We start from the raw sequence: 16011 nt of genomic DNA, 5'->3' as shown, positions 1-16011 counted from the left end.
TTACGAACCCATTCTAACGAAGAACTTTCCCCCTGTCGTCTTGGGGAATTCTTTGAGACTTATATTTAGTTGGATTTTGATTGTTTACGGAAATCGGATGGTGTGGAACCTACGGCTTCTAAAAAAACACGGTTGAATGTTGATTTAGAATTAAACCCAACGGAATCAGCAATGGAAAGAATGGACCTTTCTTCGGATTCTAATAACAAACGTTTTGCCTCATCGATCCTATATTGATTGATGTATTGATAAAAACCAAACCCATATCGTTTGTGAAAGTATTCGGAAAGTTGGCCGGATTTGACTTCTGCCATTTCTGCTAATTTAGAAAGATTCAGATCTTCGTCGCAGTATACTTTTTCTCGCATTAATTCATACAATCTTTGATCGATTGTTTCTAATTGGAGAGATACTAGTTTTGATTTTTCATATTTATTCTTTTGGATACTTTCACGAACATCGACTACAAAGGGTGTCCAAAGTTCCCTGGTGAAATAATAAAAATACATTAGAACAGGTAATAGGTAGGCGCTTAGTTTTCTAAAAAAAGGAATTTGAAATGTAAATCCAATACTTCCTAGCAAAAGATCAGTCCAAATCAGAAGAATAAAAATAAGAGAGTAAATTGCTTTTTTAGAAAAGAAAATAGATAATCTTACATTCGGTATCCATTCTTTCAAAAGAAATAAACCAACAGAAACTAAGATAGAAATTTTAATTCCAAAGTTTAATCCTACAATTATAGAAGCATATTCAGAAATACTTGATTGATTCAAAAGCTCTAATCGTTTTGGATCAGAACTTGTATAAAATGGAATTAGAAAAAGAATGGATGTAATTGCTGGAATAAAATGATACACTTTGACTTTGATGGGTTTTTCCAAAAACAAAAACTCTAAATACAAATAAAGTAATGTAGAAGAAAGGAATACAAAGGGAATATGAATTAAAGCAATCGATGGAATGTATATATAAAACCCGGTGAACATAAAAGCTCCGGTAAGTAACCAAAGCCCAGTGGAAAAAAGGGTAAACGACCAAACAAATCCAGAAGCATTCCGGTTTTGAATTAAATTAGAAAACGACCAGATCAAACAGAATATAGAACCAGATCCCATCCAAAGAAACTCGAGTAGTAAACTTAACGATACAGAACTAGGTTCCACAATTGTTTATCCGTAAACTCTGACTTCTTCGCCAACAGTATAACGAACTGTTCCTTTTCCTAATATGTCCGTTAACATTTTCATAAGATCGGAAGTAATTTCTATCGAAAAGTGGTCATGAGCACGAATGACTTTTTTCTCATCTCCGTTTCCAATCAAATGGAAAAATACAGATGATGCTCCTCGATGTACAGAGAGAACATCTTGTAATTTCAAAATCACATCTCTATTTTTTTCTTCCAACATATTGATTGTTAGATGAAGAGTTTTCTCCATTTTCTTTTCAATGGTTACAGAATTTAGCTCTTCAAGTTTATTGACGATGATTTGGCCTTTTAACTCTGACTCATCCGCATCAAGACGTTCCAAAATTCCGCGAATAAAAACCGTATTGTCTTCTGTAAAAAGATGTTTGAATTCTGCATATGTTTTCGGGAAGGCAACACATTCAATTTCGCCCGTTTGGTCCTCGAGCATAAAGTTCACAAACTCTTCTTTTTTCTTTGTGAGTTTCACAACTTTTTTAGAAAGTACACCAGCAATTTCTACTTTTGATTTAGGACGAACTTCTTCCAAATTTTCAATAGTCGTTGGTTTTAAAGTTTTTAATTGTTCTGTAAATTTATCAAGTGGATGCCCTGAAAGATAAAGGCCTGTTGTTTCCTTTTCTCTGCGAAGTAATTCGTCTCCACTCCATTCAATTCCGTCTTTCGGTAGATTGAGATCTTCTTCTCCGCCTCCGTTCACTCCCCCAAATAAAGAAAACTGACCTTCTTTTTCTTCTGCTTGTTTTTTGTTGGCATAACTGAGAATGATATCGGTGGATTCAAAAACCGTTTTCCTTGAATAACCAAATGAATCAAAGGCCCCGCCTTGTGCGAGTGATTCTAAAACCTTTTTGTTTGCAAGTCTCGTATCTAATTTCTTTGTGAAATCACTTAACTGTTTGTATCCGCCACTTGTAGAATTTCTATTAGAGATAATATTCTCTGCTGCAAGTTCCCCAACCCCTTTGATAGAAGAAAGACCAAATCTTACCGTTTTATCATCAGTGATTTCAAAGGAAATTCCTGATTCCTTGACATCAGGACCTAAAATTCGGATTCCCATTTCTTTTGCGTTGTTGATGTATTTCACTACATCCGTAATCTTAGAATGATCTCCCGACAAAAGCGCAGTTAAGTATTCAATGGAATAGTTTGCTTTTAAATAAGCGGTTTGATAAGTTACGAACGCATATGCAACTGAGTGAGATTTATTGAATCCATATTCACCGAACTTTTCTAACTGTTCAAAAAGCTCTATAGCAAGTTTTTCATTGATTTTCTTTTCAATGGCACCTTTCACAAATTTTTCTTTCAGCGCGGGAAGTTTCGATTTGTCTTTTTTGGCCATGGCCTTACGAAGTACATCCGAATCTCCAACAGAGTATCCACCCATAATTCGAGAGATACCCATTACCTGTTCTTGGTAAACGACAACACCGTAGGTTTCACCCAAAACTTCAGCCAAACTATCATGGGGGAAAATCACTTTCTTTTTGCCGTTTTTTCGATCCAAATAATCATCCAACATTCCTGAACCCATTGGACCTGGTCGATATAATGCAAGCAAGGCGGCAATCTCTTCAAACTTTTGTACCTGTGCTTTGGCAAATAGGTCGCGAATTCCAGAAGAAGAATCTAACTGGAATATCCCAAGAACATTGGCTTTTCGTAATAAACTAAATGTTGCCGGATCATCTAAAGGAATTTTATCTAAATCAAGCAAAACACCATGACGTTTTTCAATGAGTTTGGTCGCATGATGGATCGTAGTTAAGTTTTTTAAACCTAAAATATCCATTTTGATCAGTCCCACTTGTTCCGACATATTTTTGTCGTACTGAGTGACAATGGACCTACCATCCCGACCAGGTTCACTCACCGTAGAAAGTGGAACAATTTCTTCCAAAGCAGTTGGGGCGATCACCACACCAGCGGCATGTCTTCCCACCTGACGGTAGTTACCTTCTAATTTTTGTGCAATATAAAAAACTTTTTTGTTTAAATCCGACTTTTCTGCGATGTCTCGAAGATCTTTAGATGTTTCAACGGCTTCCTGAATGGTGATTCCCAATTTTTTAGGGAAAAGTTTACTCATCTCATTCACTTCAGAAAAAGGAACATTAAAAACACGGGCCACATCTTTGATAGCAGCCTTTGCTGCTAACGACCCAAAAGTAATGATTTGACCAACGCGATTCTCACCATACCTGTGTTTGATGTAGTTGATTACTTCTTCACGTCTTTCCACACAAAAATCAGTATCAATATCGGGCATGTCCTTTCTGTCGGGATTGAGAAACCTTTCAAAAAGTAAATTATAACGGATGGGATCCACATTGGTGATTCCCAAAGCATAGGCAATGATAGATCCTGCTGCTGAACCACGCCCCGGCCCTACTGGAATTCCTGCACGCCTTGCGAAATTGATATAATCTTGTACAATTAGAAAGTATCCAGCAAAATGCATATTCCGAATGGTCTGCATTTCAAACTCGGTTCTCTCTCGAACAACAGGCGTTATATCCTGATATTTTTCTTTGATCCCTTCCCAAACCAGTTTTTCTAAATAACTATCAGTATCAAAACCAGCAGGTACTTCAAAAGGAGGTAATAAAGGATTTCCGAATTGGAAATTAAGCGAACATTTATCGCGAATGGCTAAAGTATTATAAAACGCATCTGTATGATCAGGAAAAAGTCCAATCATTTCAGCCGGAGATTTTACATAAAAGTTCTCATTGAATCCAAATCGCATCTCATCATCAATGTTCTTTCGCATTCCGATACGAAGTAAGATGTCTTGCGCTTCTTTGTCATCTTTTGTTAAAAAGTGAGAGTCGTTGGTAAGGACGAGAGGAATTCCTGTTCGTTTAGAAAAACCCATTACGGCTTCCGCAACAATTCGTTGTTCTGGAATTCCATGATCTTGGATTTCTAAATAAAAATCTTCTTTACGAAAAATTTCATGCAAACGACCAGCTAACGCATACGCTTTATCTTCTTTACCTTCTAAAATCTTTCGGTTGACTTCACCAGCAAGGCAAGCTGTTAAACAAACAAGTCCTTCGCTATGACGTTCCAGAAGATCATAATCAATCCTTGGTTTGCGATAAAAACCTTCAGTGAAGGACCTACTAGCTAGTTTTATAATGTTTTGATAACCAACTTCGTTTTTACAAAGTAAAATAATATGATAAGCACCACCGTCAGCAATTTCATCTAGTTCGGTTTCAGCACTACGTGAAGGGGTTACGTAAAATTCACATCCAATGATAGGTTTGACTTCATGTTTGACTGCTTCTTTGTAAAACTCAATGGCCCCATACATGTTTCCATGGTCAGTGATGGCGACAGAACTCATCCCAAGTTCCTTCACTCGTTTCATGAGATCACTGATCCGTATGGCTCCATCCAACATGGAATAGGTAGTATGCAAATGAAGGTGGGCGAAATCTTCCATGGCTTGGTGACATAGTAACTCCTATGGGTTCCTACGTAAAGCGACCCAAGGGAGAAAATTTGGATTTTTTTCGGCCCAAATTGCCAAATCCCAAACCTCCCTGTCCCGTCCAAGCCCAAAAACGATGGAAGCGGATTCTGCTTTCTTTAGATTGGTTTTGTTTATGTCACCATTTTCCCTACCACCCATCTCTCCCGTAACGGATGTTTTGCGAAAAGCCATCCGTAGCAAAATAGACAATAAAACCAAACCTTTGGGATCCTTGGGTGATTTGGAAACCATTGCTTTGCAATTGGCAGAAATCCAGAATACCCTCTCTCCTGAGCTAAAAAACCCAAAACTCATTCTTTTTGCGGCTGACCATGGGATTACAGAAGAACCGGTGTCCCTATACCCGAAAGATGTCACTTGGCAGATGGTTTTAAATTTTTTGTCAGGTGGCGCTTGTGCGAATGTCTTCGCCAAACATAGTCATATCGAAGTGGAAGTTGTAGATGCTGGAGTCGATCATGACTGGGAAGAAAATCATCCAAAACCGATCCAAAGAAAAATTCGAAAAGGAACTTCCAACTTTCTAAAGTCAAAAGCAATGTCATTGGAAGAAGCTAGGGAAACCATATTAAGTGGTGTAGAACTTCTGAATGGAAAAAAATATGAATCAACAAATATATTTTTATTCGGTGAAATGGGAATTGGTAATACTTCAGCAGCATCTCTTATCTTATCTCATTTAACAGACATTCCACTAAGAAAACTCGTTGGGAGAGGAACTGGTCTAAATAATAGCGGAAAAGAAAATAAATTCAAAATCCTTTCGGAAGCTTTTCAAAGAACAGGAAAATTAAAAGATCCAGTAGAGATCCTTTCTGAATTTGGTGGATTTGAAATCGGAATGATGGCGGGGGCGATGATTGGGGCTGCATCGCAAAGAAAGTCTTTTGTTGTGGATGGATTTATCACAACGGCAGCCTTTGCAATTGCCTTCGCACTCAATTCCACTGTACAAGATTATGCTATTTTTTCACATCTTTCTGAAGAAGAAGGCCATACGGTTGTATTTGAACATTGGAAAATTAGACCTCTACTGAGACTGAACCTTCGATTAGGAGAAGGAAGTGGAGCCCTTGCCGCCTATCCGCTCATTGAACTTAGTGTAAAATTTCTAAACGAAATGGCATCCTTTGCAGATGCTGGTGTTAGTAATACGGATTCAAAATAATATCCTATGAACTGGATCATAACGGAAATTCGACTATTCTTTGTTTGTTTATCATTTTTATCCAGAATTCCGTCCCCAAGTTGGGTTGGTTTTCAAGAAGAATGGTTACACAAATCAATTAAATATTCTCCTAGTGTGGGCATTCTGCTTGGAACCTTACAATGGTTTGTATTTATTATTTTCCAAACTTTCTTTGGACCTTCAGTGGCTTTTGCGATCTCCCTTGGGATCTTACTCATTCTTACGGGTGCTTTTCATGAAGATGGATTTTCTGATTTCTGTGATGGAATCGGAGGTGGTTGGAAACGAGAAGACATTCTTAGAATCATGAAGGATAGTCGGGTGGGGAGTTTTGGTGCCGTTGGTATATCCCTCCTGATTCTATTAAAAGTTTTAGGAGTGTCTGAATCCTTTGCTCAGTATCAAATAAAGGGGTTACAATTCACTATCAATTCAACTGAAAACCATCACCTACTCAGTAGTTATCTTTATTTTATTTCGGCACATTCGTTGAGCAGATTTTTATCTATATTTATGATGAAACTTCTACCTTATGCAAAAGAAGAAGGTTATGCAAAACCGATGGCAAAAGAAATCACTTGGCCTCAAATTTTGTTCGCAAGTTTACTTGGCCTACTTCCCTATTTATTTCTTATCTACTTACACCTGAACTTTCTGATTAGTACACTACTAATTATACCTTGTTTCATTTATATGTACAAATTAATGAAACGTTGGATTGGTGGATTTACGGGGGATTGTTTGGGAGCGATCCAACAAGTCATAGAAACTTGTATTTGGATTTCAGGAGTATTTATATGGACCTCTATTTGATCCGCCATCCAGAAACCACTGCCCCCAAAGGTACTTGTTATGGCAGGACTGATTTTCCACTGAAGTATCCAGTGGAAGATACTGCCGATTCTACATTCTCTTATTTGCCACCTAACTTTGACTATTTTCTTTCGAGCCCTGCACCGAGAGCTCTCAAATTATCTTCAGCATTACTTACAAAATACAATCTGAAACCAACAAATCACTCAGAAATACCAACTGACGAACGTTTATGGGAAATGAATTTTGGAGATTGGGATGGAAAACTTTGGGAAGATATTCCCAGAAAGGAAACCATTCCGTGGATGAAAGACTTTGTCAATGCAAGAGCTCCCGGTGGAGAAGCCTTTACTGATCTGATCCACAGAGTGGATTCTTTTATCGATGATTGGAAAAAAGATGGAACTTTAAGATTAGAATGGGAAAGGAAAAAAGAAAAATCTCTGACTTCCTTAATTGTTGTTTGTCACTCCGGCCCAATCCGAGCGGTTCTTTGTAAAGAAAACGGAACTCCATACGAAGAAGCGTTCAAGTCACCTGTGGATTTTGGGTCAGTTCACAAACTGGAACTCCCCTAACCTTCGCTAGCTGGCAGGCAAAGACTATACATTTTTTGTCCACCAGTGACTTACCTAAAAGACAAACGAATGTTTAAACTTTCTTTTTTTCCCCAAGTGGACCAAGTTTTGCAAGGATCAGTTCGTTTACAAGTTTTGGATCCGCTTTCCCTTTGGTTTCTTTCATCACTCCACCAACGATAGCACCTAACACACGATCTTTTCCATTTTTCCAACCCTCTACAGATTCAGGTTGTGATTCAATCACACGGTTAACAATTTCTTCCAAAGCTTTATCATCACGAACCACTTTTAAACCTTTTGTTTCCACAATGGCTTCTGGCTGGTCCTTAGAAGTTAACATATCTTCAAAAATTGATTTTGCAATTTTTCCTGTGATCTCCCCTGAATTGATGAGTTTCACAAGTTTACCAATACGTACAGGATCAATAGCAAATTCTTCTATGGAAATGTTCTCTTTGTTTACGATTCCAAGAATTTCATCTTTTACCCAGTTGGATGTTTTTTTAGCATCACCAGAAATAAGAAGAGCTTGTTCAAAGTATTCAGCAATTTCACGTTCGCTTGTTAATACTTCTGCATCGTAATCAGGAAGTCCAAGTTCTGTTTTATATCTTTCTTTTTTTTGTCTCGGAAGTTCAGGTAAACTTTTACGGATCTCCTCAATGAATGAATCAGCAATTTGAATTGTTGGTAGATCTGGTTCAGGAAAATAACGATAGTCATGGCTCATCTCTTTGGAGCGCATAGGAATGGTTTTAAGTAAAGTCGCATCCCAAAGTTTTGTCATCTGGCGGAACGTTTCCCCACGAGAATACATATCTTTTTGCCATTCTATCTCATAGTCTATTGCTTGTTTGACGGCCTTAAAAGAGTTTAGGTTTTTAATTTCTACACGAGTCCGAAACCCTTTTTCCCCTTTTGGGCGAATGGAAACGTTAGCATCACAGCGAAGAGACCCTTCTTCCATATTACAATCGGAAACTTGAATGTATCGTAAAATTGTTTTTAATTCATTTAAGTAAACATAAGCTTCATCAGAAGAACGTAAATCTGGTTCCGATACAATTTCAATGAGCGGTGTTCCTGCACGGTTATAATCAACATAAGAACGATTGATAGAAGGATCATGCGAGTGGATAAGTTTTCCCGCATCTTCTTCCATATGAATTCTTGTTAAGGGAATGAATTTCTCTTCTGTTTCCCCTTTCAATTTGATATGGATTCCACCTTGGGTTGCATAAGGTTTATCAAACTGAGAGATTTGATATCCTTTTGGTAAGTCAGGGTAAAAATAGTTTTTACGATCAAATTTTGTAAATCTTGTGATCTCACATCCAAGTGCCACACCAGCACGAACAGCTTTTTCAAGAACAACTTCGTTTAACACTGGCAATGTGCCAGGTAATGCCACACAAAGTGTGGAAATATGAGTGTTAGGGCTACCACCGAATTCATTTGTGGCTGTGGAAAAAATTTTTGATAGAGTATTGAGCTGGACGTGCACTTCCAGACCGATGATGACTTCGTATTCCATGGCTTTGATAACAGGATTTTCTTGGAAAATGAACCTGGCAATTCAATTTCCGAGGGAAATCAATCCAACGGGTCGGGAGCCGATTGCATCACTAATTTATATAGGTTTTTTTGTTCCCGAGAAATGACGATTTCGCCAGCTTGGTGCAGTTTTTTTGTGAACTCAGAAAGCTCCCGAACACGAGCTTCAAAAGCAATTCCAATTTTTTTATCCTCAAGGGCAATATGCGACAAAAGCCAATTTCGTAAATCTTGCACCAAATGCAAACCAGCCCGCGGATGTCCTAGTTTAAATTCATCGTTTCTCGTTTTGATAAAGTCAATAAAACGTTTGTGTTGGTTCATATGCTGCACCACATCCGTGTATCGAAAGTACCTCATGATTTTATCTTCCACACTAAAATGGTCTTTTGTATATTCGATGGCAGAAGCGATCACCTTTTGAAAGGTTTCGCTGGATCCATCTCCTAACTTCAAAGAATGATCCAACTCAACAATCATCTTCAAAAGCCAAACATGTTGTAAGTCAATGATGGGAATTCCAGTAGAGAGATTATATGTTTTCCAAATATTTCTGATTTCTTGGATAGTATCTATCGACTGTTCGTGAAGAGCAATATGACTTGTGTCCATCTGGACAATATTCTGATAGATAAGAAGTTGTTCTTTGGAAATTGGATATTTCCCAGACTTCAACATTTCATTACAATAAGACTTTAGATCAACCCCACTGGATTTAAAAAATTCTGCATAATCGGTATCATCATGTAAGATATGTTGGAATAACCATTTTTTAAGAATTTGCAAAATTCCCAAAGCTGCCATTTGGTTATTTTTTGCTTCGTAATATTTTTCTGTTAAACGTTCGACAAATTGTCGGTGCCCTTGTACATGTTCTTTGTATTTCGGATAATTAAAATGTTCTAAAATATCTTCTTCTAAAGTAAAATGTTCTGCAACATAATCTAAGGCCTTTCGGAAAGAAGAATGAACATCAACATCAGATCCATCCTTTTCGGATTCCACGATCGTTTCTTCCAATTCGAGAATGATATGAACCAACCATACGTGTTGAAGATCAATGATGGGAATTCCGAGGTGGAAAGGTTCACTTAACCAAGTGATTCGTAAGGAATCGAGATGCGCGGAATAATCCTTTTGCATAATTCCACAAAAATAACCACAATTCTAGTGTCACGGATTTAGAATCATTTTAGGAATTGATATTTATCATTCGTTTCCAAAGGGGAAAGTTATCAGTAATGGGGTATAAAAAGAACAAGATTCTGTAGTAGAACAAACAAAGGCACTTCTCAGAGTTTCTCCAAGAAATGCCATTTTTTTAAGCGAATTTAGACTAAACGAAAAACTTAGTTGTTAACCGCACGATGAGTCTCACAAAACTAGAGTAAGGTGGATACATCAATTTAGCAATAGATGCCTTAGGCGTTTGTAAAACAGATCTTTCATGCGAAAATGTTTTAAATCCAAAAAGCCCATGATAACTACCGTGCCCTGAATGGTTCACCCCACCAAATGGTAAATTTGAATTCACCAAATGAAGGATTACATCATTGATGACTGTACCACCGGAACTGGTTCTTTTAATCACGTATCTGGATGTACTTCTTTTCTTTGTGAAAACATACAACGCCAATGGTTTTGGTCTTTCGTTGATGATGTGAATGGCTTCATCCAAAGTTTTGTAAGTCACAATAGGAAGTAACGGCCCAAAAATTTCATCTTCCATAATACGAGCATCTAAAGATACGTTAGTCAGAATGGTTGGTGAAATGAAGTTATCAGAACTTCTGACCTCTCCACCATAGGCAATTTTTGCACCTTTTTTGACTGCATCTTCTATATAAGAAGAAACCCTTCCAAAATTCTTCGCATTGACGATACGGCAAAAGTCAGGACTTGCTGTAAAATTTTCAGGTTTGGACTTGAAGAAACTTTCAGTGGTTTCTTTTGCATTTTTTACAAACTCATCCACCTTTGCTTCCGGAATCAAAAGATAATCAGGAGCCACGCAGGTTTGTCCTGCATTTAGAAATTTTCCCCACATAATTCTTTCTGCGGCGACTTTCATATCGGCATCTTCTGCAATAATGGAAGGAGACTTACCACCTAACTCTAGCGTGACGCTTGTAAGATTTTTTGCAGCAGCAGCCATAACAATTTTTCCAACAGGAGTAGATCCTGTAAAAAAGATATGATCAAATGGTGCCTCTAATAACGCAGTGGCAACAGAAACATCACCTTCAAATACAGCTACCTCATCTTCTAAAAACACCTCACTTAACATTGCCTTAATGACATCTGCAGTATGAGGAGTGAATTCAGATGGTTTCAACATGACAGTATTGCCCGCCGCAATCGCAGCAGCCAAAGGAGCAATGGCAAGATGGAACGGATAGTTCCAAGGAGCAATGATGAGGCAAACTCCCTTAGGTTCATAAACAATGCGACTAGTCGCACCAAGTAGGGTCGGTGGAGTCATCACGTTTTTTGGGCGCATCCAATGTTTTACATGGCGAATTGCATCGTTGATTTCTGCAATGGTAGGAAGGATTTCTGTAATATCAACTTCCCCAGGAGATTTTTTGAAATCGGAATGAAGAGCCGTTTGGATTTCTTTTTGGTATTTCAGGACGGCATTTTTTAATTTCTTTAATTTAAGAATCCGCGTTTTGAAATTCGACAAACGCAGTTCCAAAGACTTTTTCTTCTGCGCTTGGAAAATGCGGTCAATATCAGATGGAGTAAAACTTTTTGTTTGGATCACAGCCTTTCCAGAATTAGAGGCTTGGGTGAGAGTGGCTTGGGTCATGGGAATCTCCGTATTACTGACTCTCGTTCATTTAGAAAGGAAGTTCAAGAACTTTTTCGCGAAACGGGGCGAATCTATGTCTTTTTTATGCCAAAAATCCTTTCCCGAATCCTGGTGGAGGGCCATTTTGTGCATACATTTCAGTCCGTTCCAGGTATAGTTTCGCCGCTTTGTCGGAAGGGTCGATTCCAACAACAGCCCGAAAACCATCCCCTGCCTTTGTGAATTCACCATCCCAAAAAAGATTCACACTTGCTTCAAATTGTTCTTTGGTTTTCAGTTTCAAATCAAAAGACTCTTCCACACCTTCCACTAACACTTGCGCTATCCCGATTAACTTTTGTTTTGCTGGAATTTGAATAAAATCCAAAATTCTATGTGGATAAGAATCTGGATGTTGTAATTCGAGTAAGGCATCTAAACTAATAATGATTTTTGCACCATATTTTTTAGTCATAGATTCCAATGAATTGGCTACACCCATGGAGTCTGATAAAACAGCCGATTCAATCCTTTGTTCCTCTCCGATAATTCCTAACATTAGTTCACCAAAATGAATCCCGACACCAATTTGGATATTCCCAACTCGGTGAGGTCTGGTTTCCTTATTCCACCTTGCAATCGTTTTGTGCATCTCTATCGCAGCAAATAAAGCATCTTCAGGTTGTTTTTCAAACAGAGCAAAAATTGCATCCCCAACATATTTTTCAATAAATCCGTTATGAGATCGAATTGTAGGCCCTACTTGTCGCAAATAATCATTTAAAAAAAGAAATGTTTCTTCAGGGCTTAACGTTTCTGAGATTGCGGTAAAATCTCGAATATCTGAGGACAAAACAGACATTTGTTTTACAATAAAATCGCCGCGTTTGACTTTTGATTTTGTAACTTTTGCAAACAATTGGATAAGGCGTAAAGGTACAAACTTCGCATAAACCTTATTAGATGCTTCTAAGCGATTATTTACTTCAATAAGTTCATTTGTTAAAGTATCCATCGAAGAATAAAACCGAGCATTTCTTCTCGCAAGTAGTATACTCTGAAATAAAAAGAAAACAAATAAAGAAAATGGCATAAGAGGTTGGGATTGAAACCAATAGTTTCCTGCCATCAAATCATGCGTAGATCCAACCAAAAGCAACAAAGATCCGTAAAAAACTAAACTACTATCTCTTTTCCTTTGGCGATAAATTTTAAGAATAACATATAAAGAACAAATACTAAAAAAGAACATTATCACTTGAGAAAAAATATTTGCCTTGGTAAATAACTTTGCTTCCGTTAAAACCACAAAGGATACAAAACAAAAACTAATCCCCCAAGAAGAATATATCATCCACTTAGGGACTTCCGAACGACCAGGAAATAAACTCTTTAAATACCCTAAGAAAAAACAAACAAGAAGTGGTGCCGATATATAATCCAATACCTGCATCCAATGCCAGGAAAAATCAGGTATAGCATAAATGATATAAAAGTTATCTAGCAGAATTAATCGAAGTCCTGTAAACATACAGAACAAAGCAAAGAAAAGAGAACTTTTTTCTTCCCTTCTAAACAAAAACACTGTTAGCTGGTATAACGCCATAGTTAACATAGCGCCAAAAATAAAAACCTCTCCAGCTGAATAAATTAGTGATTCGTTTTGAATGACTTCTTTAGTTCCGATTTCGATTGGTTTTCTATATCCACCACGAGCATGATGATAGTTACTTACAACAAAAAGTATTTCTTGTTGGTAATCTTCTGGCTGAAAGGATACATATTGAATTTGGTATTTTGGAACGGCTTCGAATTCGTTAGTTCCCACTTTACCTGAGTTTGCAATCTTTTGTCGATTGATATAGAGTTCATAAGAACTAGTGGCGGGTTGGACACGAAGATAATAACGAATTTTTGGATCTGGTATCTTTAGAGTTAAACGAAATGTAGCAAAACCATCTCCACCCTCTCCCTCTGGACGATAAGAATTCCAGGAAGAAGGAACCTTGACATAAGTTTTGTTAGGTTCTTTAATCTTTTCAAACAAACGTTCGCCATAAACCTCGCCCCAATAGAATTCCCATTCACCATTTGTTGAAAGTTTTTTATGATTAGTTATAAAGTCAGTAGGTAGCTCCAGATATCCTTTCACTGCTTCAGGAGAAGTGCTTAAATTACAGGAAAAAAATACTAAACCACAAAAAACAAAATTACCAAAAAATGGGATGAATTTAACTATTTTTCCCATGCAGATACCCCGTCCCAATCTTCACCCACACCTGCGGTTTGGTAATACTCACATCTTTCAATATAAATTTGTGCAGCCAAATCTTCTGGATTATTCACAAATACTTCGCGAAATTTTTCTAACGCAGAAACAAAATCAGCACGTTCATAATCAAAAATTGCTGCCTCGAATTGTTCTTTATTTTCAATTTTTTTATCAGAAATAGAATCGATACCGGAAATCAAAACCTCCGCAATCATTACAGTTTCCTGTTTTCCTTTTACACGAACAAAATCTAAAATTCGATAGGGAATTGTATCCAAATCTTCATGCAACATCAGTGAAGTTAAACTCACAAGAATCCTTGCGCCGTATTTTTTTGTTAACCCCTGAATCCGACTAGAGAGATTGACAGTATCGGCAATTACTGTTGACTCAATCCGTTCTTCTTCTCCTAAAATCCCTAACATCGTATCACCGGAATGAATACCAATACCTGCATGGAGTGGTATATAACCAAAACTCCTTCTGCGTTCGTTGTATTTTTCCAATTCCCACTGAATGTCTTCTGCGGCTTTAATGGAATTTTGAATTCCGCCATCAAACAGAGCCATGATGGCACTTCCAATGTATTTATCAATGAAGCCATTGTTTTTTCTAACGCATGGACCAATCCTTCCCAAATAAGAATTGGTAAATAACATTTTGTTCTCAAGAGGAATGGAATACATAATATCCCAATATTCCCAAATGTCCGCAAACAAAATGGTCATTTCTCTTTCGCTACTATCACCTAACCTCACCTCTTCGATACTTTCTTTACCTAAGTGAGTTAAAAAATCTCGAGGGATAAATTTTGCATAAAAACGATTTGTTAAAATAAACTCTTCATTGATGGACTCAAATTCATCTTTTAATGAAACTTTTTTACGAAAATTCCTTGCTGTACGAAGTGTAACAATGGTGGACTGAACACCAAAAAACAGAAAAACCGCAATTTGCGATAAAGTAGAATCTCCTTCACCATTATAAGCAAGGAACACATCGTAAACAAATCCAAAAAACAAAATCAAATACCCAAAAAAGAAAATGCCTGCATCAGGTAACCCTCTCCGCATCATTTGAAACAAACGAATTCCTAAAAATACTGCATAAACAATTCCCAATATTTGAAAAATCACTTCAAACTGTGTATACACTTCTGGTTTGATGATTAGTCCGTAAACTAACATAAACTGTACGTAAGCACTGAAGTATAAAATTAATTTTGTATCAATAAAACGAGGGAAAAGGCCATCGACAAACCATAAAAACAAAATTCCTAAAACAAAAACGGAAGCGTATTCAACATAAATTACCAGATCCCAAGGAATATTGGGAAAAACGGCATATATGGTTTTACTACCGATAAAGGGAATCCTTGCTGCAAAAACCAAACAGAAAAATCCAAAATAGAATGCTTCTCTTTGTTTACTTCTATAGAAAAATAAAATAAAATGATACAAACCAAACATGAATATAGCGCCTGTTAATGCTAAATCCAACATACTCTGCGCTAAAATATAATTTTGAACCGTTTCACCGAGGCCAAAAATCGGGGCGCTGGGAAGACCACCTTCTTTGTGATGGAAGTTACTTACCTCAATACGAATTTGCAGATTATTTTTTGCAGTGATGGTAAAACTTTGACCCCAGGCACTGGGTTGCGTAGTTTCTTTATTAATCCCAGGAACACCGGACATCAAACTTCTGTTACCTGCCGTTAGTTTAAATGCCGTTCGCACCTCAGGTACATATACCGAGTAAATCTGACTCTCTTCTGGGAGTTTGATATCAAGGACATAAGTACCAAATCCCTTTCCATCAGGAAACCCCGAACGCAAAGGAACTTGATTCCAAAGAGCTGGAACTGGTAGGTGAGTGGGTGGTGTCGCCTCTTGAGATACGTCAAATTTTGCCGGAAAAAATTTCCAATCCCCTTGGAGGGCAAGAGCAGACCCCGACTCGAAAGGAAAGGTTTGTAAATCCAACTCCCCCGAATGGATTTGGGGAGAGGGAGCAACCATACGACAAGCTGTTGTCAAAAGTGCAATGGAAAGGTAGATTAGTTTCTGGCGGGTCATCCCTAA

The 16011-nt window shown here is 37.6% G+C and carries 10 protein-coding genes; 3 read left to right on the top strand and 7 right to left on the bottom strand.

Annotated elements, in window-relative coordinates; all coding sequences use genetic code 11:
• Positions 1–65 precede the first annotated feature (65 nt).
• Entirely contained in the window at positions 66–1166 is a 1101-nt protein-coding gene (locus CH361_RS03280) for an AraC family transcriptional regulator (protein WP_100789366.1), read from the bottom strand.
• A gap of 6 nt (positions 1167–1172) precedes the next feature.
• Positions 1173–4673, bottom strand: coding sequence for a DNA polymerase III subunit alpha (gene dnaE, locus CH361_RS03275; RefSeq protein WP_100789365.1), 3501 nt, complete (start codon positions 4671–4673; stop codon positions 1173–1175).
• 163 nt (positions 4674–4836) lie between these two features.
• Here dnaE and cobT point away from each other — a divergent pair, with 163 nt between their 5' ends.
• Genes cobT through CH361_RS03260 form a run of 3 tightly spaced genes read left to right on the top strand, consistent with a single transcriptional unit; the run spans position 4837 to position 7304 of the window.
• Positions 4837–5892: a nicotinate-nucleotide--dimethylbenzimidazole phosphoribosyltransferase gene (cobT, locus tag CH361_RS03270; protein ID WP_100789448.1), complete on the top strand. Its 1056-nt coding sequence runs from the start codon at positions 4837–4839 to the stop codon at positions 5890–5892.
• Between the two features lie 6 nt (positions 5893–5898).
• Positions 5899–6726: an adenosylcobinamide-GDP ribazoletransferase gene (locus tag CH361_RS03265; RefSeq protein ID WP_100789364.1), complete on the top strand. Its 828-nt coding sequence runs from the start codon at positions 5899–5901 to the stop codon at positions 6724–6726.
• Entirely contained in the window at positions 6711–7304 is a 594-nt protein-coding gene (locus CH361_RS03260; protein WP_100789363.1) for a histidine phosphatase family protein, read from the top strand. Before CH361_RS03265 ends, CH361_RS03260 begins: the two co-directional genes overlap by 16 nt.
• Before the next feature lie 73 nt (positions 7305–7377).
• Here the strand turns inward: CH361_RS03260 and gatB are convergent, their stop codons facing one another.
• The 5 genes from gatB to CH361_RS03235 all read right to left on the bottom strand — a co-directional run bounded on the left by gatB (position 7378) and on the right by CH361_RS03235 (position 16005).
• Positions 7378–8841, bottom strand: coding sequence for an Asp-tRNA(Asn)/Glu-tRNA(Gln) amidotransferase subunit GatB (gene gatB / locus CH361_RS03255; protein ID WP_100789362.1), 1464 nt, complete (start codon positions 8839–8841; stop codon positions 7378–7380).
• Positions 8842–8900: 59 nt separating this feature from the next.
• Positions 8901–10004: a bacteriohemerythrin gene (locus CH361_RS03250; protein WP_100789361.1), complete on the bottom strand. Its 1104-nt coding sequence runs from the start codon at positions 10002–10004 to the stop codon at positions 8901–8903.
• 193 nt (positions 10005–10197) lie between these two features.
• Complete coding sequence (locus CH361_RS03245) at positions 10198–11673, bottom strand: aldehyde dehydrogenase family protein (protein WP_100789360.1); 1476 nt, start codon at positions 11671–11673, stop codon at positions 10198–10200.
• A gap of 85 nt (positions 11674–11758) precedes the next feature.
• A complete protein-coding gene (locus CH361_RS03240) occupies positions 11759–13903 on the bottom strand; it encodes an adenylate/guanylate cyclase domain-containing protein (protein ID WP_100789359.1) in 2145 nt (714 codons plus the stop codon).
• The gene (locus CH361_RS03235) at positions 13891–16005 is read right to left on the bottom strand and encodes an adenylate/guanylate cyclase domain-containing protein (protein ID WP_100789358.1); all 2115 of its coding nucleotides are present in this window, start codon (positions 16003–16005) and stop codon (positions 13891–13893) included. The genes CH361_RS03240 and CH361_RS03235 overlap by 13 nt, the downstream gene beginning before the upstream one ends.
• Between the last annotated feature and the right edge of the window lie 6 nt (positions 16006–16011).

The sequence above is a fragment of the Leptospira brenneri genome (genome assembly GCF_002812125.1).
Lineage (GTDB): Bacteria > Spirochaetota > Leptospiria > Leptospirales > Leptospiraceae > Leptospira_A > Leptospira_A brenneri.
The sequence above is the reverse complement of the archived record's forward strand: the minus strand, read 5'-3'. Positions and strand labels throughout refer to the sequence as shown.

Bases quoted from the DNA above. Each gene is read 5' to 3' on its own strand.
- CH361_RS03240 (WP_100789359.1), bottom strand. From the start codon at position 13,903: ATGGGAAAAATAGTTAAATTCATCCCATTTTTTGGTAATTTTGTTTTT.
- CH361_RS03260 (WP_100789363.1), top strand. From the start codon at position 6,711: ATGGACCTCTATTTGATCCGCCATCCAGAAACCACTGCCCCCAAAGGT.
- CH361_RS03235 (WP_100789358.1), bottom strand. From the start codon at position 16,005: ATGACCCGCCAGAAACTAATCTACCTTTCCATTGCACTTTTGACAACA.
- CH361_RS03250 (WP_100789361.1), bottom strand. From the start codon at position 10,004: ATGCAAAAGGATTATTCCGCGCATCTCGATTCCTTACGAATCACTTGG.
- CH361_RS03245 (WP_100789360.1), bottom strand. From the start codon at position 11,673: ATGACCCAAGCCACTCTCACCCAAGCCTCTAATTCTGGAAAGGCTGTG.
- gatB (WP_100789362.1), bottom strand. From the start codon at position 8,841: ATGGAATACGAAGTCATCATCGGTCTGGAAGTGCACGTCCAGCTCAAT.
- dnaE (WP_100789365.1), bottom strand. From the start codon at position 4,673: ATGGAAGATTTCGCCCACCTTCATTTGCATACTACCTATTCCATGTTG.
- cobT (WP_100789448.1), top strand. From the start codon at position 4,837: ATGTCACCATTTTCCCTACCACCCATCTCTCCCGTAACGGATGTTTTG.
- CH361_RS03265 (WP_100789364.1), top strand. From the start codon at position 5,899: ATGAACTGGATCATAACGGAAATTCGACTATTCTTTGTTTGTTTATCA.